This window comes from Variovorax terrae (assembly GCF_022809125.1).
Classification (GTDB): Bacteria; Pseudomonadota; Gammaproteobacteria; order Burkholderiales; family Burkholderiaceae_C; genus Variovorax_A; species Variovorax_A terrae.
In genome coordinates, this window is sequence record NZ_JALGBI010000001.1 from 2506779 (window position 1) to 2529435 (window position 22657).

General features: G+C 65.8%; 16 protein-coding genes and 1 tRNA gene. 7 read left to right on the plus strand and 10 right to left on the minus strand.

The window, feature by feature from the left end; all coding sequences use genetic code 11:
* Nucleotides 1-7: 7 nt before the first annotated feature.
* A complete protein-coding gene (gene rrtA / locus MMF98_RS11820; protein WP_243306470.1) occupies nt 8-664 on the minus strand; it encodes a rhombosortase in 657 nt (218 codons plus the stop codon).
* Nucleotides 665-966: 302 nt separating this feature from the next.
* Here rrtA and MMF98_RS11825 point away from each other — a divergent pair, with 302 nt between their 5' ends.
* From MMF98_RS11825 to MMF98_RS11840, 4 genes are all read left to right on the plus strand, one after another.
* On the plus strand, nt 967-3246 hold the full coding sequence (locus MMF98_RS11825; RefSeq protein WP_243306471.1) for a M14 family zinc carboxypeptidase: 2280 nt from the start codon (nt 967-969) through the stop codon (nt 3244-3246).
* A 108-nt stretch (nt 3247-3354) separates the two neighbouring features.
* The gene (locus tag MMF98_RS11830; RefSeq protein ID WP_243306472.1) at nt 3355-5262 is read left to right on the plus strand and encodes a hypothetical protein; all 1908 of its coding nucleotides are present in this window, start codon (nt 3355-3357) and stop codon (nt 5260-5262) included.
* 169 nt (nt 5263-5431) lie between these two features.
* The gene (locus MMF98_RS11835; RefSeq protein WP_243306473.1) at nt 5432-6586 is read left to right on the plus strand and encodes an ABC transporter substrate-binding protein; all 1155 of its coding nucleotides are present in this window, start codon (nt 5432-5434) and stop codon (nt 6584-6586) included.
* 171 nt (nt 6587-6757) lie between these two features.
* Nucleotides 6758-7948, plus strand: coding sequence for a multidrug effflux MFS transporter (locus MMF98_RS11840; RefSeq protein WP_243306474.1), 1191 nt, complete (start codon nt 6758-6760; stop codon nt 7946-7948).
* Nucleotides 7949-7951: 3 nt separating this feature from the next.
* On the opposite strand, the gene MMF98_RS11845 is transcribed toward MMF98_RS11840, so the two are convergent.
* Together MMF98_RS11845 and alaS are read right to left on the minus strand one after the other, a co-directional pair.
* Nucleotides 7952-8773 (minus strand): dienelactone hydrolase family protein, encoded by an 822-nt coding sequence (locus MMF98_RS11845; protein WP_243306475.1) that lies wholly within the window; start codon nt 8771-8773, stop codon nt 7952-7954.
* 76 nt (nt 8774-8849) lie between these two features.
* Nucleotides 8850-11474 (minus strand): alanine--tRNA ligase, encoded by a 2625-nt coding sequence (gene alaS, locus MMF98_RS11850; protein ID WP_243306476.1) that lies wholly within the window; start codon nt 11472-11474, stop codon nt 8850-8852.
* A 204-nt stretch (nt 11475-11678) separates the two neighbouring features.
* Between alaS and MMF98_RS11855 the strand changes: the two genes are divergently transcribed.
* Nucleotides 11679-13157, plus strand: coding sequence for an NAD-dependent succinate-semialdehyde dehydrogenase (locus tag MMF98_RS11855; protein ID WP_341481300.1), 1479 nt, complete (start codon nt 11679-11681; stop codon nt 13155-13157).
* Nucleotides 13154-13594 (plus strand): DsrE family protein, encoded by a 441-nt coding sequence (locus MMF98_RS11860; RefSeq protein ID WP_243306478.1) that lies wholly within the window; start codon nt 13154-13156, stop codon nt 13592-13594. The genes MMF98_RS11855 and MMF98_RS11860 overlap by 4 nt, the downstream gene beginning before the upstream one ends.
* Before the next feature lie 53 nt (nt 13595-13647).
* Here the strand turns inward: MMF98_RS11860 and MMF98_RS11865 are convergent, their stop codons facing one another.
* Together MMF98_RS11865 and MMF98_RS11870 are read right to left on the minus strand one after the other, a co-directional pair.
* Entirely contained in the window at nt 13648-15300 is a 1653-nt protein-coding gene (locus MMF98_RS11865) for a FecR family protein (RefSeq protein WP_243306479.1), read from the minus strand.
* A gap of 13 nt (nt 15301-15313) precedes the next feature.
* Nucleotides 15314-16669 carry a porin family protein gene (locus MMF98_RS11870; protein WP_243306480.1) on the minus strand — a complete coding sequence of 452 codons (1356 nt, stop codon included), beginning with the start codon at nt 16667-16669 and terminating at the stop codon, nt 15314-15316.
* Between the two features lie 264 nt (nt 16670-16933).
* Between MMF98_RS11870 and MMF98_RS11875 the strand changes: the two genes are divergently transcribed.
* A tRNA-Gly gene (locus MMF98_RS11875) sits at nt 16934-17007 on the plus strand.
* A 19-nt stretch (nt 17008-17026) separates the two neighbouring features.
* Here the strand turns inward: MMF98_RS11875 and MMF98_RS11880 are convergent.
* The 5 genes from MMF98_RS11880 to MMF98_RS11900 form a co-directional block, all read right to left on the minus strand.
* Nucleotides 17027-18412, minus strand: a complete 1386-nt coding sequence (locus MMF98_RS11880; protein WP_243306481.1) for a sigma 54-interacting transcriptional regulator — start codon at nt 18410-18412, stop codon at nt 17027-17029.
* Nucleotides 18413-18485: 73 nt separating this feature from the next.
* Complete coding sequence (locus tag MMF98_RS11885; RefSeq protein WP_243306482.1) at nt 18486-20441, minus strand: TadG family pilus assembly protein; 1956 nt, start codon at nt 20439-20441, stop codon at nt 18486-18488.
* 71 nt (nt 20442-20512) lie between these two features.
* A complete protein-coding gene (locus MMF98_RS11890) occupies nt 20513-20854 on the minus strand; it encodes a DUF3613 domain-containing protein (protein ID WP_243306483.1) in 342 nt (113 codons plus the stop codon).
* Between the two features lie 54 nt (nt 20855-20908).
* A complete protein-coding gene (locus tag MMF98_RS11895) occupies nt 20909-21709 on the minus strand; it encodes a tetratricopeptide repeat protein (RefSeq protein ID WP_243306484.1) in 801 nt (266 codons plus the stop codon).
* Nucleotides 21706-22656, minus strand: a complete 951-nt coding sequence (locus MMF98_RS11900) for a type II secretion system F family protein (protein ID WP_243306485.1) — start codon at nt 22654-22656, stop codon at nt 21706-21708. Before MMF98_RS11900 ends, MMF98_RS11895 begins: the two co-directional genes overlap by 4 nt.
* Between the last annotated feature and the right edge of the window lies 1 nt (nt 22657).

Consider the following 22657-nt stretch of genomic DNA (forward strand, 5'->3'; position numbering starts at 1 on the left):
GGCGGGATTATGAAGCGTCCGACGCGCGGCGAACAACCGCCTGCCCTATTCCCGGACGCGCCATCAGGCCGATTGCACAGCCGGCCAGAGCCCCGATCAGGTGCGCCTGCGCCACGATCGTGCCGCCGATGAGAGCCTCCTCTTCCAGCGAGGGCGGCCCCGCCAGTTGCCACGCCATGCGCGCCGCCAGCGCCAGCAGACCCAGCAGGAAGATGCGCCGGCCGGCTCGCACACGGTGCGCAAAGGAATAGGCAAACAATCCATAGAGCACGCCCGAGAAGCCTGCATAGTTGGAAATCCCGGGAAATGCGAACAGGCCTGCGCCTGTCACCGCGCACAGCGCGGCGATGACAGCCGCGTGCCGGCGCCAGGAGCCCTGCCCGAGCCAGACGGCCCATGCCAGCAGGCCCCCCATATTGAGAGCGCAATGCCAGGCACCGAGATGGACCCAGTGGGCGCTGACGATGCGCCAGGGTTCGGCATGCACCAGGCCGCGCTCGTACCGCAACAGGGCATAAGCGGGCGGCCCGCACCATTGCAAGGCAAGCATCACGGCCAGCATCCCGGCCACGAGAGCCCACCAGCCCTTTTTCTGCGCTGAAGAAACCCATGCCTCGCCACTGGCGGGCGCATTCGCGGCAAAAAACTGTTTAACGAATTGCATCGAAAGAATTCATATTCATACAGAGCATTGTCGAATGTCGTTTTTGCATGATCGTTCATGAAACTTCGAGGCTCGTCTCACTTCACAGGCACGCTCTTTGCGAACCAAGGGTTAACCCAAATGAAAGGAAGCCCGCGAATTAGAACTTTGAACTGACCATGCACAAACCGCATCGTGGCATACCCAAATGGCGTTGGCTGCGCAACTAAGACCATCGCTATAAACGCGTCGGCCTTTCTCGAAGTTTAACGACGACGCTGGACCAAGGTCCATTCACAACACTGATTGAGGAGAAGTACTTGATGAAGATAAAAGTTGAAAATTTGCGCAAGCTGCGCGGCCCCATCGTGGTGGCAGCGCTGGCCGCTTGCATAGGAGCCGGACTGGCCCAAAGCTCGGGGGCTGACGTCTGGTCGGTCAAGGTCCGCTACACCAGCGAGGCACAACTCAAGCAGTTGACCGACTTGCTGGATCACCCGTATGTGGATCAGAGAAACCACACCGTCTTGGCCGAAATCGGCGGCGGCGAGTTGAAAGCCCTGCGCGACATGGGCATGACCGTCGACATCGACGAGGCAGAAACCAAGCGAATCCAGGAATGGCTGGCTGCGCGCACGGCCGACGTCGCCTCCGGCGCGATCAAGCGCAGCGACCGCGAACAGCCCAGCAGTGTGGCCAATGGAGCGCATTCCTGCTACCGCACCGTGGAGCAGGTCTATACATCTTTCGATGAGCTAAAAGCGAAATTCCCGAAATTCGTCGAAATCAAGGATCTCGGCCCCGCCTGGATGGGCACGCAGATCAAGCCGCCGTTTACTGTCGGCGGCCAGCCCGACAGCTCCTGGTCCAACTACCGCCAGCTGCTCGCGAAGTATCTCCCCGCAGCCTTCCTCCAGCGCTTCGACCTCACCAAGCTGCCGGACCAGCCGCTGAACGTCAAGGCCATCGTCGTCGGCAACTTCGCGATCCAGAATGAAAAGACCCCTCGCATGGTCTGGACCGGCGGCATCCATGCGCGCGAGTACGCGCCGCAGGAAGTCGGCGTGAAATTCATCGAGTGGCTGCTGAACAACTACGGCAAGGACGCCAACGCCACGATGATGCTGAACATGAATCAGTATCACCTGATCATTCACAACCCGGACGGCCGCAAGCTGGCCGAGCAGGACGTCTCGGCACGCCAGCGCAAGAACACCAACTATTCGAGCGCGGCCTGTACGACCAACACGAACGTGCAGATCACCGTCCCCAGCACGACATCCACGCTCGGCTACTACACCTCGACGGTCTCTGTGACCAACACCATCGCCTCGGGCGTTGACCTGAACCGCAACTATCCGTTCGGCTGGGGCACAGGCGGCGGCGGCGGTTCGGACGGCAACTCCTGCGGCGAGACCTTCCGCGGCGTGGCGCCTTCTTCCGAGCCGGAGACCACGGCGATCCTGAACTACGTCCGCGGCACCACCTTCGTCGGCACCGACAAGATGTGGACCGTGAGCGGAACCACCGTGACCGGCACGACGTCGCTCACCACGACGCCGGCCAAGACCTGCAGTTGGACGGGCGGCGTACTTCCGGACGGGCGGCCCAAGAAGCCCGAGTTCTGCAACCCCGAAAACCGCGACAAGTCTCGGCTGGATGTCAACAACGAGAATCCTCTCGACTGGCAAACCGCGGCTGACGAGGACTACGGCGGCGGCATGTTCATCGACCTGCACAGCAATGCCCGCGCCGTGCTGTGGCCCTGGGGCGTGGAGCGCACCGAGAACGGCTTCAACACCCACACGCCCAACAACAAGGGCATGGCGGTGATCGGCCAGCGGATGGCGTTCCACAACAACTACTCGTCACAGCAGCTGCTCAGCTACAACACCGAGGGCACGACCAAGGACGCCTTCTACGGCTACCTCGGCGCACCGTCGTACACGGTGGAAATGGGCCGCTCGTTCTACGAGGACTGCGGCGTGTTCGACCGCGAAACCTATCCGGAGAACTTCAACGGCTTCCACTACCTGAGCCGCATCCTGCATCGCGTGTACAAGCTGCCTTTCGGGCCCGACACGGTCGGTGTCAAGGTCGGACTCGGTGTATCGGTGACGCCTGGCACAAAGGTGGCGCTCTCTGCCACGGTCGACGACAACCGGTATCGCTACTCGAACGCCGGGCAGTCGACCATCAAGCCGCCGCCGTACCCCGTGGTCTACAACATCAAGTCGGCCAACGCCTACATCGGCAAGCTGCCCTGGGAAGAAGGCGCCAAGGCGATCCCCCTGACGCTGTCCACCTCGGACCAGGCACGTTCGGACTTCCCGAACGCCACGATGACCGCCGGTGGCATGCTGGACACGACCGGGCTCGCTCCAGGCCGCCACATGGTCTATGTGCAGGGCGTGAATGCCGATAACAAGCCGGGCGCCGTGTCTGCGGCCTTCCTGGACATCGCCCAGACCCCCGGCGGCGAAGTGCCAGGCATTCCGAGCGCCACGAGCAGTGGTGGTGGTTCATTCGGCGCCGCCGATCTGGCATTCCTGATGCTGGGCGGATTCGCTCTGCTGGTGGTTCGCCGCCGCAAGCAACAGTAAGCATTTCCGTGGCGCCTGCAGGCGCCACGGCCTCACAGATCAATAGTTCGGCTGCCTTTCCAGGAAAAGCGAATGCGCGGCCGATTAGGAGATAGAACGATTATGAAGATGAAAAAATTGAGCCGCTTGGCGCTCGCGCTCGTCGCGACGTCCAGCGTGATTCTTGCCGGATGCGGCGGTAGCGACTCCGGTGGTCTGGGATCGACCGGTCCCGGCACGGGCGGCGGTGGTGGTGGCACCACGCCCGGCGTTTCCACCGTTGCCGTGAGCGGTATCGTCGCCGATGGGCTGCTGCAGAACGCGAAAGTGTGCCTGGACGTCAACAACAACCGAATCTGCGACGCCAACGAACCCAGCGCCATGACGGACGCAGCCGGCGCTTACACCATCAACTCGGCGGTCGGCACGAACTTCCCCGTGCTGGCCATGGTCACCGCCGGCGCCACTGTCGATTCCGACTACGGACTGCTGAACGACAGCTACATGCTGATGGCGCCGGCCGGTAAGCCAGAGTTCGTGAGCCCCTATACCACCTTGGTTCAGTCCGAGGTTGACTCCGGCCGCTCGCAGAACCTGCGCGAAGCGGAGAGCACGGTGCTCGCCGGTATGGTGGGCACGGCCGGACAGGTCGGCGGACTCAGCCTGTACTCCAACTACACCGATGTCTCCGCCGGAGCGCCCAGCGCAGTCCAGCTGAAGATGTACGGTGCGGCGCAGCTGCTGGCGAAGAGCTTCGCAGCGACCCAGACCCTCGTGGGCTCCAACTCGGGCATGGAACTGTCCGCAGCGCTGGGCCAGGCGGCTGGCAGCTCCATGAAGCACCTGCTCACGCAGGTCTCCGGCACGCTCACCCTGGCCAACCGCGACACCATCTTCGCTGCGGTGAAGGACAGCGTGGTTCCGACCACCGCGACCCTAGCGTCGATCGCCAAGGCCAAGGCCAAGACCGCGGCCGAGCCAATCGAAGGCGCCTGGATTCGCACCACCGGCAACCAGAAGGAAGTGTTCCTGTTCGCAGGCGACGGCACCTTCGTGCACCAGACCGTTGCAACGGCCATCACCTCCACCACCGCCTTCGACAACGGCTTCGGCTCCCGCTACGGCCGCTACACCTTCGAAGGCGGCGTGCTGAAGACCAGCCTCATCGAAGCTTCCGGCCAATCCGGCCCGACCAACGGTTCCGTGAGCGGCGTCACCATCTCGGGCAACACGCTGTCCGGCGGGGGGCTGAGCCTCACGCGCCTGACCAGCGCGACGAATCCGCTCGTTGGCGGGTGGATCACGCCGAACGGAAGCGACAAGCCGCAATTCCTGCTGTTCCTCGACGACGCAACTTACGTGCACAGCACGTTCTACGGCGAAGATGACTTCCAGACGGGCAGCTCCTCGTTCTTCGAAACCGCCCGCTCGGCCGGCATGCAGCGCGGCGCCTATTCGCAGACGACCACGGTGTCCAACATCACGCAGATCAGCTTCTCGACGATCGCCACGGCCCAGATCGCCACCACCGGCTCGCCGGTGGTCATCGACTTCAACGGCAACCTCTCCATTCCTGGAGACCCGGGTGTCGCCGTGCTGCAGTCGGATGGCGCCGTCTCGATGGAAGGCGCACGCTTCGTCAAGCTGGGCACCGTAATGGGCGCCAAGGCCATCAGCGGCCTGTCCGAAACCACCCGCAGCCGCCTGTGGTCCGGCCGGTACTTCTCGCGCAGCCTCGGCGGCAACCCCGCCCTGAACCAGTACATCTACGTGCGCGGCCCGAACGACGTCATCACCTTCAACCAGGCTGTCGCCGGCTCGGATGTCAACCAGCCATGCGCCCCGGTGGTCGGCCCGTTCACCTCGGTCGACCCGGCCGACGGTGTCTTGAAGCAGTTCGTCATCGGAACCGGCACGGCCGCATCGGCTGGCTACGCCCAGCGTCGCCTGAACGTCGGCACACCGGCCTCGTTCCTGGTCTACACGCCGATCACCCGCCCCACCAACGCCACCGCGCGCTGCGCGCTGCCTTTGTAAAGCGCTTGATCCGTCACTGACAAAAAGGGCCCGCCTTGCGGGCCCTTTTTTATTTGTCCGCTCCGCGTGCACCCATCCCTCAGGCAAAACCAGCTTGGCAGATGAAGTCTTTTGTAATAGGGTGCCTGACATGGGGTTTGATGCCGGCCCCGGTGTCAAGGATTTGCACATGAACAGAATACGCAGGCAGTGGTTGTTGGGAGCCGCCGTCGGCGCCGGATTGGATGCCCTGGGTGCGGGCAGTGCAAGCTGGGCGCAGGCGGCCAAGGCGCCCGTCGGGCGCAAGGTGGTGCTGGGCCAGTCGGTGCCGCTCACGGGTGCCGCCAGCGAAATCGGGCTGGCTTTCGCCGGTGGCGCCAAGCTCTATGTGGATGCCTTCAACGCCCGCAAGAACAACCCCTTCAGCCTGGAGCTGCGGCAGCTGGACGACGGCTACGACGCCGCCAGGGCCGGCGCCAATGCCAAGAAGCTGCTGGCCGATGGCGCTGACCTGCTGTTCGGCTTCGTCGGTACCGCCAGTGCGGACGCCGGAGCGGCGGTGGCGAAGCAGGACGACGCCTTGTTCTTCGCGCCCTTCGCCGCGGCCGACACCTTGCGCGACCCGGCACACGGCAACGTCTTCCACGTGCGCCCCAGCATGGCCGATGAGGCCTTCAAGATGGTGCGCCACTGCGCCACGCTCAACCAGAACCGCATCGCCGTGCTGGCCGAAGACGATGCCATGGGCCGCGCCGGCCTGGCCGCCGTGAACCAGGCCATCACCGAGCTCAAGCTGCCGCCACTGGTAGGCTCGGCCTTCGTGCCCGTCAACAGCGACAAGGTGGATGCCGCCGTCGCCGCACTCTCCAAGGCGCAGCCGCAGGCCATCATCCAGGTCTCGCTGTTCAACGCCACGGCCGCCTTCATCCGCAAGATGCGCAAGGCGGGCTACGTGGGCTCCTTCATGAATTTCTCGGTGGTCGGCATCGACCCGCTGTTCACCGCTTTAGGCAAGGAGATCAATGGCGTGGTGGTGTCGCAGGTGGTGCCTTCGCCGCGCAGTTCGGCCACGCCCATCGTCAAGGAATATCTGGCGGCCATCGACAACTCCGACCAGTCGCCGACCTACGAGAGCCTGGAGGGTTTCATCGCCGCCAAGACGCTGGCCGAAGCCCTGAGGCGCGCCGGCAAGGGTTTCGACAAGGCCGGCCTGCAAAAGACCATGGCTAGCATGACCGACTACGACGTGGGCGGCTTTCGCATCAACCTGCGGGCCGGCGTGCGCGACTCGGTGCGCGCCATCGACCTGGTGACCATCACGGCCGACGGCAAAGTGATCCGCTAGGCTCGCCCGGGCTCTGGCCGGCGGCCCTGCACGCTTTTCCATCATTCGGTATGCTCGCTGCTTTCCGCCCAGGGACCTGGGCGCGTCGCTGGCGCGCCTGCATGTTGCACGAATGATGCATCCCCACCGTGCCCGGCACGGGCCGGGCTCCCGCAGAACCCTTTGATTTCCATGAACTCGCATTTCCTGCGAACCGCGCTAGTGCTCGGTTTGCTCTCGGCCATCGGCCCCTTCGCCATCGACATGTACCTGCCCGCGCTGCCGTCCATCGGCCAGAGCCTGGGCGCCTCCACGGGCGCGGTGCAGGCCAGCCTGATGGCGTTCTTCATCTCGCTGGGCATCGGCCAGATCGTCTATGGGCCGGTGTCCGACATGGTGGGGCGCAAGGCGCCGCTGTACTTCGGCCTGCTGCTGTTCGCCGCCGGCAGCATCGGCTGCGCGCTGGCGCCCGACATCCACACGCTGGTGGTGCTGCGCTTCGTGCAGGGCCTGGGCGCCTGTGCCGGCATGGTGGTGCCGCGCGCCGTGGTGCGCGACCTGCACACCGGCCATGACGCGGCGCGCCTGATGTCGCTTTTGATGCTGGTGTTCAGCGTCTCGCCCATCCTGGCGCCGCTGACCGGCAGCCTGCTGATCGAGTCGCTGGGCTGGCGCAGTGTGTTCTGGGCCGTGACAGTGGCCGCCGCCCTGGGCCTGGCGCTGCTGGCCACCAGCCTGCCCGAGACGCGGCCGCCCGAGCAGCGGGTGGACAGCAGCGTGGCCAGCGCGCTCGCAGCCTATGGCGTGCTGCTGCGCGACCGGCATTTCCTGGGGCTGGTGTTCATCGGCGCCTTCGGCATCGCGAGCTTCTTCGCCTACCTGGCCAATTCGTCCTTCGTGCTGATCGACCACTACGGGCTCACGCCGCGCCAGTACAGCCTCGCGTTCGCGGCGAACGCGGCGTCGTTCATCGGCGTCTCGCAGTTCACGGGCCGGCTGAGCGCGCGCTTCGGGCTGGTGCCGGTGGTGAAGGTAGCCGTGGTCGGCTACGCCGGCGTGATGTTGCTGCTGCTGGTGCTCAACCTCGCCGGCGTGCAGCGGCTGGATGTGCTGCTGGCCCTGCTGTTCGTGGGCTACGGCTTCCTCGGCCTGGTGGTGCCGACCACCGCCGTGCTGGCGCTGGAGGAGCATGGCACGATCGCCGGCACGGCCTCGGCACTGATGGGCACGCTGCAGTTCGTCACCGGCGCGCTGGTGATGGCCATCGTCGGCCTGTTCGTGGACGGCAGCGTACGGCCGATGGTAGCGGGGATCGCCGGCTCGGCGCTGGTGGCTTATGCCCTGACGCGCATCACGTTGCGGGGTGTGCGCGCAACGCTCTGAGCGTCAGCGCAGCGCCTCCCGCAGCAACTCCTTCAGCCGCGCATAGGCCTGCTCGCGTGCCACCGGGTTGCGCCCGGCATGCACGCCCTGCCCCGGGTGCGTGCCGTTGGGCACGTCGGCGCGCAGGCGCACGCTGCCTATTGGGTTGTCGAAGTCGTGGTAGCTGCCGGGATAGACGTTGACCTCGGCGCCCACCGCCTGGCCCAGCTCGATGCAGGGGCCGGGCGGCGTCCAGTCGTCCAGCTCACCGAGCATCATCGCCAGCCGCGTGGCGGGCCGGTAGCCGCTCTTGAGCGCGGCGCTGCAACCCGGGTAGAAGGCCACGCCCAGCGCGAACCGCCAGGGCTGGGCCGCCACCTCGCGGCGCGTGGCATCGGTGGCTGCGAGCACGGCGCTGCCGCCATGCGACCAGCCCAGCAGCGCCAGCCGCTGCGGTGCGGCCCAGGGCTGGGCCAGCACCCAGGCGCCCGCGCCCAGCGCGTCAGCGCGGCGCTGGGTCTGGTCGATGCGGCGCTGGCCGATCTTCTGGGTGCACAGCTCCCGCTCGCCGCGCGGCGTGAGGCTGTCGGGAAACAGCACCGCGCAGCCCTCGCCCACCAGCCAGTCGGCCATGGCCTGATGCCGGGCATTGAGCTCGCCCTTGCGCGCGCCGGTGGTGGCATAGAGACCGCCACAACCGTGCAGGGCCACCACGGTGGCGTGGGGCGCAGGCGAGGCCGGCTTGAACAACCAGCCTTTCAGGGTGGTGCCATCCAGGCTGGGGAAGTGGACCTCTTCAGGCGACGCCGCCGCGGCCCAGACCGGCCACAGCGCACAAATCAGCATCAAAAGTACCAGAGGTCCTTGTCGCCTGGACATAACATGCTATTGAATTGATAGCAACCCGCTGTCGCAGCCAGCCTCAGAGGCGCTCGGCCACCCAGCCCTGCACCGACTTCAGCGCAGCCGGCAGGCCCGCGGCGTCGGTGCCGCCGGCCATGGCCATGTCGGGCTTGCCGCCGCCCTTGCCGCCCACTTGGCTCGCGACGAAGTTCACCAGCTCGCCGGCCTTGAGCCGGCCCATGCTGTCGGCAGTGACGCCGGCGGCAATCTGCACCTTGCCACCATCGACGGCCGCCAGCACGATGGCCGCGGTCTTGAATTTGTCTTTCAGCTTGTCCATGGTCTCGCGCAGGGTCTTGGCGTCGGCGCCTTCGAGGCGCGCTGCCAGCACCTTGATGCCCTTGACGTCCACGGCCTGGCTCATCAGTTCGTCGCCCTGCGAGGAAGCCAGCTTGCCTTTGAGCTGGGCCACTTCCTTCTCCAGCGTGCGCACCTGGTCCAGCACCTGGTGGAGACGGCCCTGCAGCTCGGCGGCCGGCGCCTTGAGCGTGCCCGCCGCCTGCTGCACCGTGGCCTCGAGCTGCTGCAGGTAGGCCAGCGCGTTGGCGCCGGTGACGGCTTCCACGCGGCGCACGCCAGCGGCCACGCCGCTTTCCGAGACGATCTTGAACAGGCCGATATCGCCGGTGCGCTGCACATGGGTGCCGCCGCAGAGCTCGCGGCTGCTGCCGATGTCGAGCACGCGCACGGTGTCGCCGTACTTTTCACCGAACAGCATCACCGCGCCGGTCTTCTGGGCCGACTCGATGTCCATCACGCGCGCCTGGGTGGCGGCATTGGCCAGCACTTCGGCGTTGACCTTGGTTTCGATCTCGCGGATCTGGGCGTCGCTCACCGGCGCGTTGTGGGTGAAGTCGAAACGCGTCTTGTCGGCATCGACCAGCGAGCCCTTTTGCTGCACATGGTCGCCCAGCACCTCGCGCAAGGCCTTGTGCATCAGGTGGGTCACGCTGTGGTTGCGCATGGTGGCCGCGCGCACGGCCGTGTCCACCTGCGCCGTCACCGCGTCGCCAAGCTTGAGCGTGCCTTCGGCCAGCCTGCCATGGTGGCCGAACACGTCGGCCTTGATCTTCTGCGTATCGGCCACCGCGAAGCGCGCGCCGCCGCCGGCGATCACGCCCTGGTCGCCCACCTGGCCGCCGCTTTCCGCATAGAACGGCGTCGTGTCCAGCACCACCACGCCATCCTGGCCGGCCTTGAGCTCAGCCACGGGCGTGCCCTCGGCATACAGCGCCACCACCTGGCTGGCATGCGCCAGCTCGTCATAGCCGGTGAAGGTGTTGCCGGCGCCGCTGTACTCCAGCGCACGGTCCATCTTGAACTTGCCGGCGGCGCGGCCGGCGGCCTTCTGCTTTTCCATCGCGGCGTTGAAGCCGGCCTCGTCCACGCTCACGCCGCGCTCGCGGCAGACGTCGGCCGACAGGTCGAGCGGGAAGCCGTAGGTGTCGTGCAGCTTGAAGGCCACGTCGCCGGGCAGCACCTGGGCGCCGTTGGCCAGGGCCGCGTCTAAAATCTCCATGCCATTGGCCAGCGTCTCGAAGAAGCGCTCTTCCTCGGCTTTGAGCACCTCGGTGATGCGCTTCTCGTCGGCCTTGAGCTTGGGATAGGCCTCACCCATCAGCGCCACGAGGTCGGGCACCAGCTTGTGGAAGAAAGGCTTCTTCTGGCCCAGCTTGTAGCCGTGGCGGATGGCGCGGCGGATGATGCGGCGCTGCACGTAGCCGCGGCCTTCGTTGCCCGGGATCACGCCATCGGCCACCAGGAAGGCGGTGGCGCGGATGTGGTCGGCAATCACGCGCAGGCTCTTGTTCTGCAGATCCTTCTCGCCGGTTTCGCGGGACGCCGCCTTGATGAGGGCAGCGAACAGGTCGATCTCGTAGTTGCTGTGCACATGCTGCAGGATGGCCGCCAGCCGCTCCAGCCCCATGCCGGTGTCTACACAGGGCGCGGGCAGCTTGGTGACGCTGCCGTCGGCCGCCATGTCGAACTGCATGAACACGTTGTTCCAGATCTCGATGAAGCGGTCGCCGTCTTCGCCCGGGCTGCCCGGGGGGCCGCCGGGGATGTGGTCGCCGTGGTCGTAGAAGATTTCGCTGCAGGGGCCGCAGGGGCCGGTGTCGGCCATCATCCAGAAGTTGTCGGACTTGTAGCGCCCGCCCTTGTTGTCGCCGATGCGGATCACGCGCTCGGGCGGCAGGCCGATTTCTTTCGTCCAGATGTCGTAGGCCTCATCGTCCTCGGCATAGACGGTGGCCAGCAGGCGGTCGGCGGGCAGCTTGTAGACCTCGGTCAGCAGCTCCCAGGCCCACTTCAGGCTCTCGCGCTTGAAGTAGTCGCCAAAGCTCCAGTTGCCCAGCATTTCGAAGAAGGTGTGATGCCGCGCGGTGTAGCCCACGTTCTCCAGGTCGTTGTGCTTGCCGCCGGCGCGCAGGCAGGCCTGGACCGAGGCGGCGCGCACGTAGGGGCGCTTGTCGGTGCCGAGGAACACGTCCTTGAACTGCACCATGCCCGAGTTGGTGAACATCAGCGTGGGGTCGTTGGCGGGCACCAGCGAGCTGGACGCCACGATGGTGTGGCCCTTGGAAGCGAAGAAGTCGAGAAACGTCTTGCGGATGTCGGCAACGGTAAAAGTGGGAGTGCTCATCTTCTGGAAGAATGCCGTGCCGGCCAGCGACCGCAGACCACACGTAAATGCTTGATTTATTTGAACATTCGATTATAAGTTTCGGCCTGCCCCGGTGTCTGGCCCGATTTGGCGCAGACGCCCGGCCCGAATGCTGGCAAAATTAGTTAATACGTTAAGTAATTTCCGGCCCAGCCGGACGCCCTCACCCTCAGGAGACCTTTCGTGGACATGAAGACTTCCCCCCTCGCCCTGCTCAAGGACCCCAGCCTGCTCAAGACCGATGCGCTGATCAATGGCCAATGGGTGCAGGGCGCCAGCCGCTTCGACGTGAACGACCCTTCCACCGGCCGCAAGCTGGCCGACGTGGCCAACCTCGGCCCGGCCGATGCCGAGGCCGCCATCGCCGCCGCCAACGCCGCTTGGCCGGCCTGGCGCAGCAAGACCGCCAAGGAGCGCAGCATCATCCTGCGCAAGTGGTTCGACCTGCTGATGGCCCACCAGGAGGACCTGGGCCGCATCATGACCGCCGAGCAGGGCAAGCCGTTCGCCGAAGCCAAGGGCGAAGTGGCCTACGGCGCGAGCTTCGTGGAGTGGTTTGCCGAGGAGGCCAAGCGCGTCAACGGCGAGACCCTGCCCCATTTCGACAACAACCGCCGCCTGATGGTGATCCGCCAGCCGATCGGCGTGTGCGCCGCCATCACGCCCTGGAATTTCCCGCTGGCCATGATCACGCGCAAGGTGGCGCCGGCGCTGGCGGCCGGCTGCCCGGTGGTGATCAAGCCCGCCGAGCTCACGCCGCTGACGGCGCTGGCCGCTGCCGAGCTGGCCCTGCGTGCCGGCATCCCGGCCGGCGTGCTGAACCTGCTGCCTGCCGACGGCGCCAACAGCATCGCCGTGGGCAAGGTGTTCTGCGCCAGCGACACGGTGCGCCACATCAGCTTCACCGGCAGCACGGAAGTCGGCCGCATCCTGATGGCGCAGAGCGCTCCCACGGTCAAGAAGCTGGCGCTCGAGCTCGGCGGCAACGCCCCCTTCATCGTGTTCGACGATGCCGACATCGACTCGGCCGTCGAGGGCGCGCTTGCCAGCAAGTACCGCAACGCCGGCCAGACCTGCGTCTGCGCCAACCGCTTCTATGTGCAGGACGGCGTGTACGACGCCTTCGTGGCGAAGTTCGCTGCCAAGGTCCAGGCCTTCAAGGTCGGCAACGGCTTCGAGGACGGCGTGGTGCAGGGCCCGCTGATCGAGGATGCCGCCATCGACAAGGTGCAGCGCCACGTGGACGACGCTGTGGCCAAGGGCGGCAAGGTGGTGGCCGGCGGCCACAGGCTGCCGGGCCAGTTCTTCGAGCCCACCGTGGTGGCCGAGGCCACGGCCGACATGCTGTGCGCCCGCGAGGAAACCTTCGGCCCGTTCGCCCCGGTGTTCCGCTTCAAGACCGAGCAGGAGGCCATTGACGCGGCGAACAACACCGAGTTCGGCCTGGCCAGCTACTTCTACAGCCGCGACGTGGGCCGCATCTTCCGCGTGGGCGAGGCGCTGGAGTACGGCATGGTGGGCATCAACGTGGGCATCATCGCCACCGAGCATGTGCCGTTCGGCGGCGTCAAGCAGTCGGGCCTGGGGCGCGAAGGCTCGCACCACGGCATGGATGAGTATGTTGAAATGAAGTACCTTTGCCTCGGAGACATTCTCAAATGAACCGCCGACTCTTCATCCAGGCCGCCGCGGCCACCGCATCCGCTACGCTTTTGATAGCAGCTCAGGCCCAGGGGACAGGGACCTCCGGCACAAAACGCCACAAAATCGTGATCCAGATGAGCGATGCCGACCCGGGCAAGTGGAATCTCGCGCTGAACAACGCGAAGAACCTGCAGGACGACGTCGGCGCCACCAACGTGGACATCGAGATCGTGGCCTACGGCCCCGGCATCGGCATGCTCAAGCTCGAATCCCCGGTGGCCTCGCGCGTCGACGATGCGGTGAAGGCCGGCGTCAAGGTGCTGGCCTGCGAGAACACCATGCGCGGCCAGAAGCTGACCAAGGACGACATGAACGGCGCCGTCGGCTACGTGCCGGCCGGCGTGACGGAAATCATGAAGAAGCAGGCCGAGGGCTGGGCCTACCTGCGGCCCTGAGCCCGAGGCACCCCGCAAGGCCGGGACGCCGCAGCACCTGAAGCGCGGCCCGGCTACGGCGCCTTGACGAAGGCCGCCGAGGCGCCGGCCACATGGCCCGCGCCGCTGCTGAGCAGCGTGCTCTGAACCCTGAACACCGCGAGGAAGCTCTGCCCGCTGGCGCCCGCCAGTTGGCCCGCCGTGATCGCGGTGGACACATTGCCCGTCTGGCAGCCCGCCGTGCAGGTCACCGGCAAGGCCTGGGCGCCGGCGGCCAGCGAATACTGGGTGCCGGCGGCGATGGAGTAGCTGGTGGCGGATTGGCCAGCCCCGGCGCCGAAGCCCATCACCATGTTGGAGAGCGTGGTGACGGACTGGCTACCGTAGTTGATCGAGAGGTTGCCCGGCGCAAACGTGCCCTGGCGGTGGAAGTTGTCGGTGGCCGGCGAGCCGCCGGCGTAGTTGTACTGGGCGATGCCCGAGGTCGGTAGCGCCACCGTGGGCGAATCGGCAAAGATGTAGTGAGCCACCCGGAAGGTGTCGTACAGCCAGTACGCGCCCGCAGCGCTGCTGGAGCTGGTGGACACGAAGCCCATCTTGTAGGAAGGATCGGTCGCCACCGCATCGATGGCGGCCGCGAGCCCGGCGGCATTCGTCACGCCCGTCAGGTTGAAGGCAGGGTTCCAGAAGCCGCCGAGATCCGGCGTGCCCTCGCGCACATTGGGGCCGCCCGGCCGGTCCGTCACCAGCACGACATGCCCGTTGCTGGCGGGGGTGGTGGGGATGGAGGTCGTGGTCGCGTCCGCGGCCTTGTAAGAGACAGGCGGCGTGCCCTGCAGGGCCATCTGGGACGAGGACGAGGTCTGCGGCGAGGTCGACGTCTGGGTCGAGCTGGACGATTGCGGCGGCGCAGAGGCCTCCGAAGAAGACGAAGAGGAGGACGACGGCGAGGACGACGCCGTTTGCCCGCTGCCCGACTCGCCGCCCGCGCTCGTCGTTCCTGAGGCGCTGGCCATGCCTGACGCACCCGATGTGCCTGACGTGCCGGAGGCACCGGACGGCGGCGCATTGGTGTTGCCGCGCCCACGGGCCAGCAGGCCGCGCTCGCTCAGCACCGACGGGGGCGCCAGCAGTTGGGTCGGCGCGGTGTTCTGGTCGGCCACGAAGAAGTATTCCTGCTGCCCGAACTCGGTCTCGCCGCCTTGGTTGCTCACGTCGATGCGGCCGTCGGTGACGCCGCCAAAGGTGCCGTTGGGCGCCTGGCTGCCGTCGGCATTGGTGCAATCGTTGTCGCACGTCACCACGGTGAAGTTGGTGCCGCGGATGCCGATGGTGGCAGTGGGTGTGTTGAGCGCGAAGGCCTTGCGGTTGGCCTTGCCGATCAGGCCCGTGATGGTGCGCAGGCCGCCCTTGATCAGGCTCAGGACCGACTTGTCGGACTCGGCCTTGCGGTCGTACTGGTAGTCCTGGATCCTGAACTGGCTGTTGGCCCGCAGCGCCACGATGGACTCGTCGGAAAACCGGACCTGCAGCGCGCTCCTGTCGCCCACGAGCAGCGTGTCCCCGCTTTCCACCAGCGTGCCGACGCCGACGGCCACCTTGGCGCCGGCGCGCTCGATATTGGCGTCGCCAGCCACGGCCAGCACCCGGCCGGCCGAGGCGGCCCATGCGCCCGGATAACTGCTGCCCAGCGCGAGCACGGCGACAGCGATGTGGGTTTTCTTCATGTTCGCTCCCCGGCTATTTGAAGTCGTAACGCAGTTTCACGGCCAGCACGTCGCGGTCGTACTGGTAGAAGCCGATGTTCGATCTCTGATCGGTGTACTGGTACTCCCCGCGCACCGACCAGTTGCGGTCGACCGCATAGATGACCGCGAGATCGAGGGCACAGAAATCATCCTGGCGATGGGGAGCGCCCACGGCAAACTCGCGCGCATAGCGGCTGTTCTGGTAGCTCAGGCCGCCGGCCACCGTCCATCGCGCCCGGGGCTGGGCCGACAGCGAAACCCGGCCGCCCCACAGGTTGCGCGAGAGGTCGTCGCGGTTCCTGCGGTTGCTTTCGCGCCCGGCGTTCAGGCTCAGGTTGAGGACCGGGTTCCAGGGATGCACCAGCGAGCGGGTCCAGAAGCCGGTGAGCGTGGCCAGCCGGCTGTCGCGCTCATCGGTAGCCGACAGCACCGGTGCGCCGCTCTTGTTCTTGGTGAGATAGGTCAGGATGTTGTCGTAGTTCAGGTCGGACCACTGCGCGGACAGGCCGAAGCGGTTGAACTGGTCGTTCTGGTACTGCCACTCGCCCACCAGCGTCGTGAGACTCAAGTAATTCTGGTTGTCGACCGTCAGCTTGTTCCAGTCGATGCCGAAGCGGTACAGGTTGCGCCCGCCGATCACCGACACGCCGCCTTGCAGGGCCAGCGAGCGCTGGTCGAACTGGCTGTTGCCGCCGCCCTGGTACAGGCGGCCCGTCGCGCCGACGCCGCCATAGAGGGCCACGCCGGGCGCCACCGGATAGGTGCCCTGGGCGCCCGCGGCCAACGTGGAGAACCCCGCCGATTCCTTCTCGGCGGAATCTCCCGGCGCGATGACCACCCCGAGGGGCAGTCCGCTCACCTGGCCGCTGGGTGGCCCGGCGTTGATGTTGCTGTCGGTGCCCAGCCCCAATTCCACATAGGCCGAGGCCGTCGGCTGGTAGCGGCTCTCCCGCGCCCGGATGGCATCCAGAAACTTGTTGATGGCGTCGAGTTCCTGGCCGGTGCTGCCCGCCACCAGGCCCGTGAACTCCTCGCGCGCACGCTGGTCCTCTCCCAGGATGTAGTAGCCGCGCGCCAGCTGGTACCGCGCCGACCGGTTGTCGGGAAACAACAGCGCATAGCGCTCCAGCGCCAGCACGCCCTCGCCCGGCGCGCCGGCGTCCAGCGCCGCGATGCCGAAATAGAAGTCGAACAGCGGCTGCCCCATCTCCCCTGGCGACGCCTTGCCCAGCTCATAAGCCTGCCTGGGCTGTCCCTTCTCCAGCAGAGACTTGACGTCGTCGGCCACAGCGGCCAGCGCGCTGCCGCCAGCGGTACACAGGACCATCCCGATAAGCTGTTTTTTCATTTTCTGCACTAAGTTTCAAACCCGCCAGAACCCGCCGCACTCGAGGCGCGGCGCGCCAAATGCAAGCATTTGTCAAACTATGCACTTAATGTAAATTCGGGTCAATGCTCGGAATACGGCGAACGCAGGCGGCCTGCCAATGCGGCCGGAGCCGCAGCGATGCGAACCAATGCGATAATCGATAGAGAACGATGATCGGCTGGGGATCCCAGTTAGCATCGCTCCTGGCAGATTCGGCCACGGCCGGCCTGCCGCCACTCAGACGCGGGTGTAGTTCAATGGTAGAACGGCAGCTTCCCAAGCTTCATACGAGGGTTCGATTCCCTTCACCCGCTCCAGTCTCCACACCCGCCGCCGTCACGAAGCCTCCGGAATTCCCGGCTCTCCGTCCACGATCTGGTACTTGCGCATTTTTTCCCACAGTACCTTGCGGCTGATGCCCAGGTACTGGGCCGTTTCCTGGCGCTTCCACTCGCTGGCCTCCAGTGCCGCGATGATGCGGTTGCGTTCACCCGCATTCCAGTTCTTGCGTGCGCTGCCGTCGGCCGCCATGGATTCCGGCGTCGGCGTCGAACTCCGCGCCAGCGACAAGGCACGCTGGATCAGGGGCTGGTCCCAGGTACCCGTCTGCCGGACGATGACGCCCACCCGCTCCGCGAGATTGCGCAGCTGGCGCACGTTGCCGGGGAAATACATGTCGGCAATAGCATCGGTCAGCCAATACGGCAGGTCCGGCGGGTTGGGCGGCGGCTGCGTTCCCATCACCGAGGTCATGATCGCCTTGAAGATCGCGATCTTGTCGATGGCGCCCCGCTCCTCCAGTGTGGGCACGTGGAGCTCGATCACCGCCAGGCGGTAGAACAGGTCGGAGCGAAACTCCTCCTGCTGCACCAGGTCGCGCAGGTCGCGGTTGGTGGCGGCCACCAAGCGGAAGTCGAGCTTGATGGCCACCGTGGAGCCCAGCCGGGTCACCGTGTTGTCTTCCAGCACACGCAGCAGCTTGACCTGCTGGTAGCGTGGCAGATCGCCGATTTCATCCAGGAACAGCGTGCCCCCCGTGGCCTGCTCAAAGTAGCCTTTGTGCGCATGGACAGCGCCGGTGAACGAGCCCTTGGCATGGCCGAAAAACAGCGACTCGAACAGGCCATCGGGAATCGCGCCGCAATTGACCGCGACGAAGGGCCCCTTGCCATACTGCCCATGGCCGGCGTGCAACTGCTGCGCGATGCGCTCCTTGCCCACGCCGGTTTCCCCGTGGACCAGCACGTTGTGGTCGCAGTCGGCAAAAGCCGCCACCTCGGCGAGCAGCGCCTGCATGCACTCGGAGTTGGCCACCAGCACGTCGGGTTTTTCCGGCTTGGCACCGTTGGCGCGGATCTGCTGCACCAGCTTGGTCACCAGCGTGCGCAGCTCGGCGCAGGTGAAATCAAAGGGCAGGATGTGCAGGTATTCAGGCGGATAGTTGCGCGAGTCACGCTCCCGTGTCGCGGCGGCCACCCAGATCACAGGCATGCCCTGCACCACCTCGGAAGCCAGCGGCAGCCCGCCGCCGTCGATCACGGTCACGCTGATGATGGCCAATGCCACGCGCGTGCTCGAGCGGTCCTGCGGCAGCGGAATACCGTCGGCCCGGATCACCTCCACGTCGAAGCTGGCCATGCAGCGCGCAATGCGGTCCAGCACGTCTGCCTTGCCCTCCCAGACATAGAGGTCGAGTTCGTCGAAATGGAACAGGTTTCTCATGGATGGCCTGGATGAAGAGGCTTCAAGGCGCCCGAAGCACACTGCCTGGATGGGGGTGCAAAAAATCGCATCGTCAGTACACCAGTTCAACGGAGCCATCGCAGGTGAGGCGGGCGCCTACACTGCTCTGGGCCAGGGTGATGCCGAGCGTTTTCAGCAGGGAGTTGACCAAAGGGTCCAGCAAGGGGGAAAGGACCGTGGACACCGCGGACTGCAGCAGGCTGACGAGCGTGCTGATGACCGAACCGGCCCCCGCCAGTAAGTCCCCGAGGCCGCTGCCGGACACCAGGGGCTTATACATCTGGATGCTGACGCCCGACAGGGTGCTGGACAGGCTGTTGACGACGTTGGACGAGGAAATCGACTGGTAGGCCGGCGCGCTGGTGATGTCGGGAAGGTCCGTCGCAGGCGGCGCCGAGTATGTCAGCCCCTGCGAAGCCCCCGCCAGCGAAGTGTTCGTCATCAGGCCGATGCCACCGCCCGCAAAGGGTTGGCGCGGCTGGCAACTGCTGATGCACAACACGACACAGGTGCGAGTGCATGTTTTGACGCCGATATCGATCAGGGGCACGGGCGCCACCGTCGGCGCGCTAGGGCTCGCAAACACCTTGTTCGCGGCATCGGCCGCGCTGGAGCCCATCCTGCCGATGCGCACATTGAGCGCCGAAGTCGACGCGGGAACGGTCAGCGACTTGCTCGTGTTGGAATTGCATGTGAAATCCGTGATGCGGGCCTGCCCCGCTGCCGCGTCGATGTTCACGTCAAAACGGAAAGGTCCCGGCAGGATCAAGAGATCCGTGACGTTCCGGGTGCAGCCAATGCACAACAGGTTGCTCAGAACGTCCACCAGGTTCAGCGTCAGCACGCTGTTGAGCAGGTTGGTGATCGGCGAAAGCAGGCCGTCCAGCGTACTTTGCAGCCCCGAAACCAGGCTCGTCAGGCTGGAAGTCAGGTCGACCGACAGCAGGGTCCGCACCTGGGCCGTCCGCACGAAAATCCCGTTCGGCCCGGTGGGGTCGGCCTTGGCCAGTTCGGGATTGCCGATCGCCGACAGCTGCGGCGGCTCCAGTACTTTGACATTGACCGTGGCCGTTCCAATGCCGGGAACCGAGAGAGGAACGGCAGCGAACACCGCGCTTTTGCTATTGGCAAGCTGCACCACGCCCTGGATCAGCTGAAACGCCTGCAGATCGACGTTCAAGCCGGCCGCCTGCGTACCAGCCTGAAGCTGAAGCACGTCCCCGAGTTCGAGCGGCAGCGCGCCGATCGCCGGGGCCACGATGCCCTGCAGGCCAATGATGGCCGTGGACGCGGCGCTGCCGCTGCCCAGCACGTCGACGGCGGCCTGAAGCAGGCGGCCCACGGTGGTCTGCGTCGCCAGCAGTGCGTTGTAGTCGCCCGCAGCCACGCCCAGGTTGAGCGCCAGCCGGTCCAGGTAGCTCAGTAGATTGATGTTGGTATCCAGCAACCCCTGCCAGCCGACGGCGCTCAGGTTGAGGGTGCCTCCCAGCAGGCCGCCGAACACCGAGTTGAGCAAGGTCGACTTGCCGCTGTCCACCGTCACCAGCGTGCTCTGGATGTTCAGCGCCGCAAGGGGTGAGGTGCGCGCCGCCGTCGCCTCGGCCGTGACGGTGCGCGATGCGGGAGCACCGCCCGCGCCAAAGAAATTGAACACAAAGAAATAGGGCACCGTCCGCGACACCGACACATGTGCCGAATTGAGTGGAACCTCCGACACGCGGAAATAGCGCGGCGGACTCGCCGTGGCATCCGCCGCGCCGCGAGGATCCCTTGGATTCCAGTTGCCGCAGGTCACGGCGGCGCTGTCCGTGGTCTGCAAGCCATTCAAACCGGCGTTGGCCAGCGCATTCGCGGACGCATTGGCGCATCCACCGGCCACCACCCCTGCCCCCGCCAGGGCCGCGAGATCCGCGATCTTCTGTACTTCACGCCGCTGCCAGAACACGTTGCCAATATCGATGCTCATCAGGCAGATCACGGCCACCATCAGCCAGATGGCTCCCAGCATGGCGACGGCCCCATGCTGCCGTGGCCATGCAGGCGCGCGCCTTGGCTGATGCCGGTCCCGCATGCCGCCCCCTATTTCCCGGAGTTCGTTTTGCCTACGGTAGAACTCATGAATTCAGGAATGGCATGGTTGAAGCTGTTCAGGTAGCGCTGGTAGCTCAGGCCGGCCTGCTCCCCCGGGATGGGACGCGCCGGGCTTGTGCTGTTGCGCTGGAGCTCAAGCAACTGACGGGTCGCATCGCCCACACGTAGCCCTCTCGCCGGCCCATCGGCTCCCGGGCCTGCAGCCACGGCCGCGGGTGTATTCGGCGAGTCCGCAGAAGACCCCGTCGATTGAGCATGGACGGACCCCGCAAGGAGCCCCATGGCACTCAGCAACGCAAAACCAGCCCTGAAGTTTTCTCGTGTCAGCATGGGAACCTCCTGTCATTGATTCGTTGATGTGTTCCAGCCCTCAGGCTTTCCCGTTCATCGCTCGCTGCTGCCGGTCGACAGCAGCGAGGATGAGGTCTTGAGGGTGAGCGGCATGTTCATCCCCTCTTGCAGCCTCGCCTCTGACATTGGCACGCCCGCGCTGCTTGAATCGAGTCTCATCTCGGCAGCCTCCCGTGCAATCACGGCGCGCACCTCGTCGGGCATGCCGTGCTTGTCCATCAGGGCTCCGGCTTGTTGCGGCTTGCCATCGACCAGCAGGTAGAGCGCGAAATTGCCTTGCACCTTGGGCATCTCCGGCTGCAACTGCGCAGCCTGCATGATGGGAATGCGTGCCTGAGCCAGGCGGCCTGCCTTCATGTAGGCATAGCCCAGATCGCTCAGCAGCAGGGCATCCGTAGGACTGCGGCGCTGGGCCTGCTCGAACATCTGGATGGCGCGGGCGTAGTCGCCCTGCGCTGCCGCCAGCAGACCAAGACCGCGATAGCCGGCCGCCTCCAAAGCCGTTCCCATGAGCTTGCGATAGGCCTGCTCGCTGGAGGCTGCCTGTCCTGTCTGCCGCAAGGCATCTGCGCGCAGCAGCGCGGCTTCCGGCGAGGTACCCCATTGCTGCTCCAGCGCATCGATGTGGGCCAGCGAGGCAAACCACAGCCCCCTTTGCTGCATCTGGCGAATCAGCGTCAGATAGGTTGCCGCGGTATTGACCTGGGGGTCCTCGACCGAAGCCGCAGGGGGACGCGGGCCCGTTGCAATGCCATACCCCGATGGCGCCGTGGAGCAGGCACTGGCCAGAATGGCCAGGCAGCCCGCCGCAATGGTGTGGAGCGGTTTTTTCATCGTGCCATGGCCCCGAGTGAACGAATGACGGCCAGAAAGCCTGGGCCGGCCGTCACGATGATCAGCGCCGGCAGCAGCGTCGTCACCATGATCCCTGTCATCTTGACGGTGATCTTTCCAATGCGGTCCTTCAGTTCGGCCCTGCGCCGCTCGCGCAGGCGTTCGCTGAACTGGCGCAAGGGCTCCTGCACTGCTCCGCCATGGCGGTCCACCTGCACCAGCAATGCCATGAGGTTGACCATGTTCTCGTTGTCGTGAAGCTGGGCCAGGCGCTGCAATGAATGCTCCCGGGTGCGCCCCTGGCTGTACTGGCGATTCGCGGTTTCGAGTTCCTTGCCCAGCACCCGCAGGATGCCTCGAAAATCGTTGGCAATCACCTGCAGGCTTTGATCGAGGCTCAACCCCACCCCCTGCAACAGCCGGATGAGGTCGACGAACAGCGGCAGCTCGTGGATGACACGCTCCTTGCGCCGGGCGGCATACCAGGAGAGAAACCATTTGGGCCCGAGGAATCCCACCGTCAACGCCAGAGCCCAGAAGAAAAAGCGCATGCCCCCCGCCGACCGTCCTGCCGACAACAGGCCATACAGCAATGGCAGCCCCATGGCCAGGCCGAGCCGCGAGAACAGAAACCACAGCTGTGCCTTCAGCGCGGGAAACCCGCATTGTTCGATCAGGCGCCGGTCCTCGTCCACCACCAGTGCCCGGCCCAGCCGGCTCTCCAGCCAGTGCGCCGAATGGCCGGGCTCTTGCCACGGCGTGCCAGCCTGCCCAGCGTCATCCGGCTCGGAAACCACGACCGCCGTGCGTCGCTCCATCGCGCGGTGGATCACCCTCTCGCGGCGCGCGCGCGCCCATTGCTGCGCCAAGAGCACGCCGGCCATCAACAGCAGGCCCAGCGCCAGCAACGCGATACCCGAAGCCAGCAGGAAGTGAGAGTTCAGCATG

Excerpts from the sequence above, each read along its gene's own strand:
- rrtA (WP_243306470.1), bottom strand. The coding sequence starts at position 664 with ATGCAATTCGTTAAACAGTTTTTTGCCGCGAATGCGCCCGCCAGTGGC.
- MMF98_RS11825 (WP_243306471.1), top strand. The coding sequence starts at position 967 with ATGAAGATAAAAGTTGAAAATTTGCGCAAGCTGCGCGGCCCCATCGTG.
- MMF98_RS11830 (WP_243306472.1), top strand. The coding sequence starts at position 3,355 with ATGAAAAAATTGAGCCGCTTGGCGCTCGCGCTCGTCGCGACGTCCAGC.
- MMF98_RS11835 (WP_243306473.1), top strand. The coding sequence starts at position 5,432 with ATGAACAGAATACGCAGGCAGTGGTTGTTGGGAGCCGCCGTCGGCGCC.
- MMF98_RS11840 (WP_243306474.1), top strand. The coding sequence starts at position 6,758 with ATGAACTCGCATTTCCTGCGAACCGCGCTAGTGCTCGGTTTGCTCTCG.
- MMF98_RS11845 (WP_243306475.1), bottom strand. The coding sequence starts at position 8,773 with ATGCTGATTTGTGCGCTGTGGCCGGTCTGGGCCGCGGCGGCGTCGCCT.
- alaS (WP_243306476.1), bottom strand. The coding sequence starts at position 11,474 with ATGAGCACTCCCACTTTTACCGTTGCCGACATCCGCAAGACGTTTCTC.
- MMF98_RS11860 (WP_243306478.1), top strand. The coding sequence starts at position 13,154 with ATGAACCGCCGACTCTTCATCCAGGCCGCCGCGGCCACCGCATCCGCT.
- MMF98_RS11865 (WP_243306479.1), bottom strand. The coding sequence starts at position 15,300 with ATGAAGAAAACCCACATCGCTGTCGCCGTGCTCGCGCTGGGCAGCAGT.
- MMF98_RS11870 (WP_243306480.1), bottom strand. The coding sequence starts at position 16,669 with ATGAAAAAACAGCTTATCGGGATGGTCCTGTGTACCGCTGGCGGCAGC.
- MMF98_RS11880 (WP_243306481.1), bottom strand. The coding sequence starts at position 18,412 with ATGAGAAACCTGTTCCATTTCGACGAACTCGACCTCTATGTCTGGGAG.
- MMF98_RS11885 (WP_243306482.1), bottom strand. The coding sequence starts at position 20,441 with ATGCTGGGAGCCATCTGGCTGATGGTGGCCGTGATCTGCCTGATGAGC.
- MMF98_RS11890 (WP_243306483.1), bottom strand. The coding sequence starts at position 20,854 with ATGCTGACACGAGAAAACTTCAGGGCTGGTTTTGCGTTGCTGAGTGCC.
- MMF98_RS11895 (WP_243306484.1), bottom strand. The coding sequence starts at position 21,709 with ATGAAAAAACCGCTCCACACCATTGCGGCGGGCTGCCTGGCCATTCTG.
- MMF98_RS11900 (WP_243306485.1), bottom strand. The coding sequence starts at position 22,656 with ATGCTGAACTCTCACTTCCTGCTGGCTTCGGGTATCGCGTTGCTGGCG.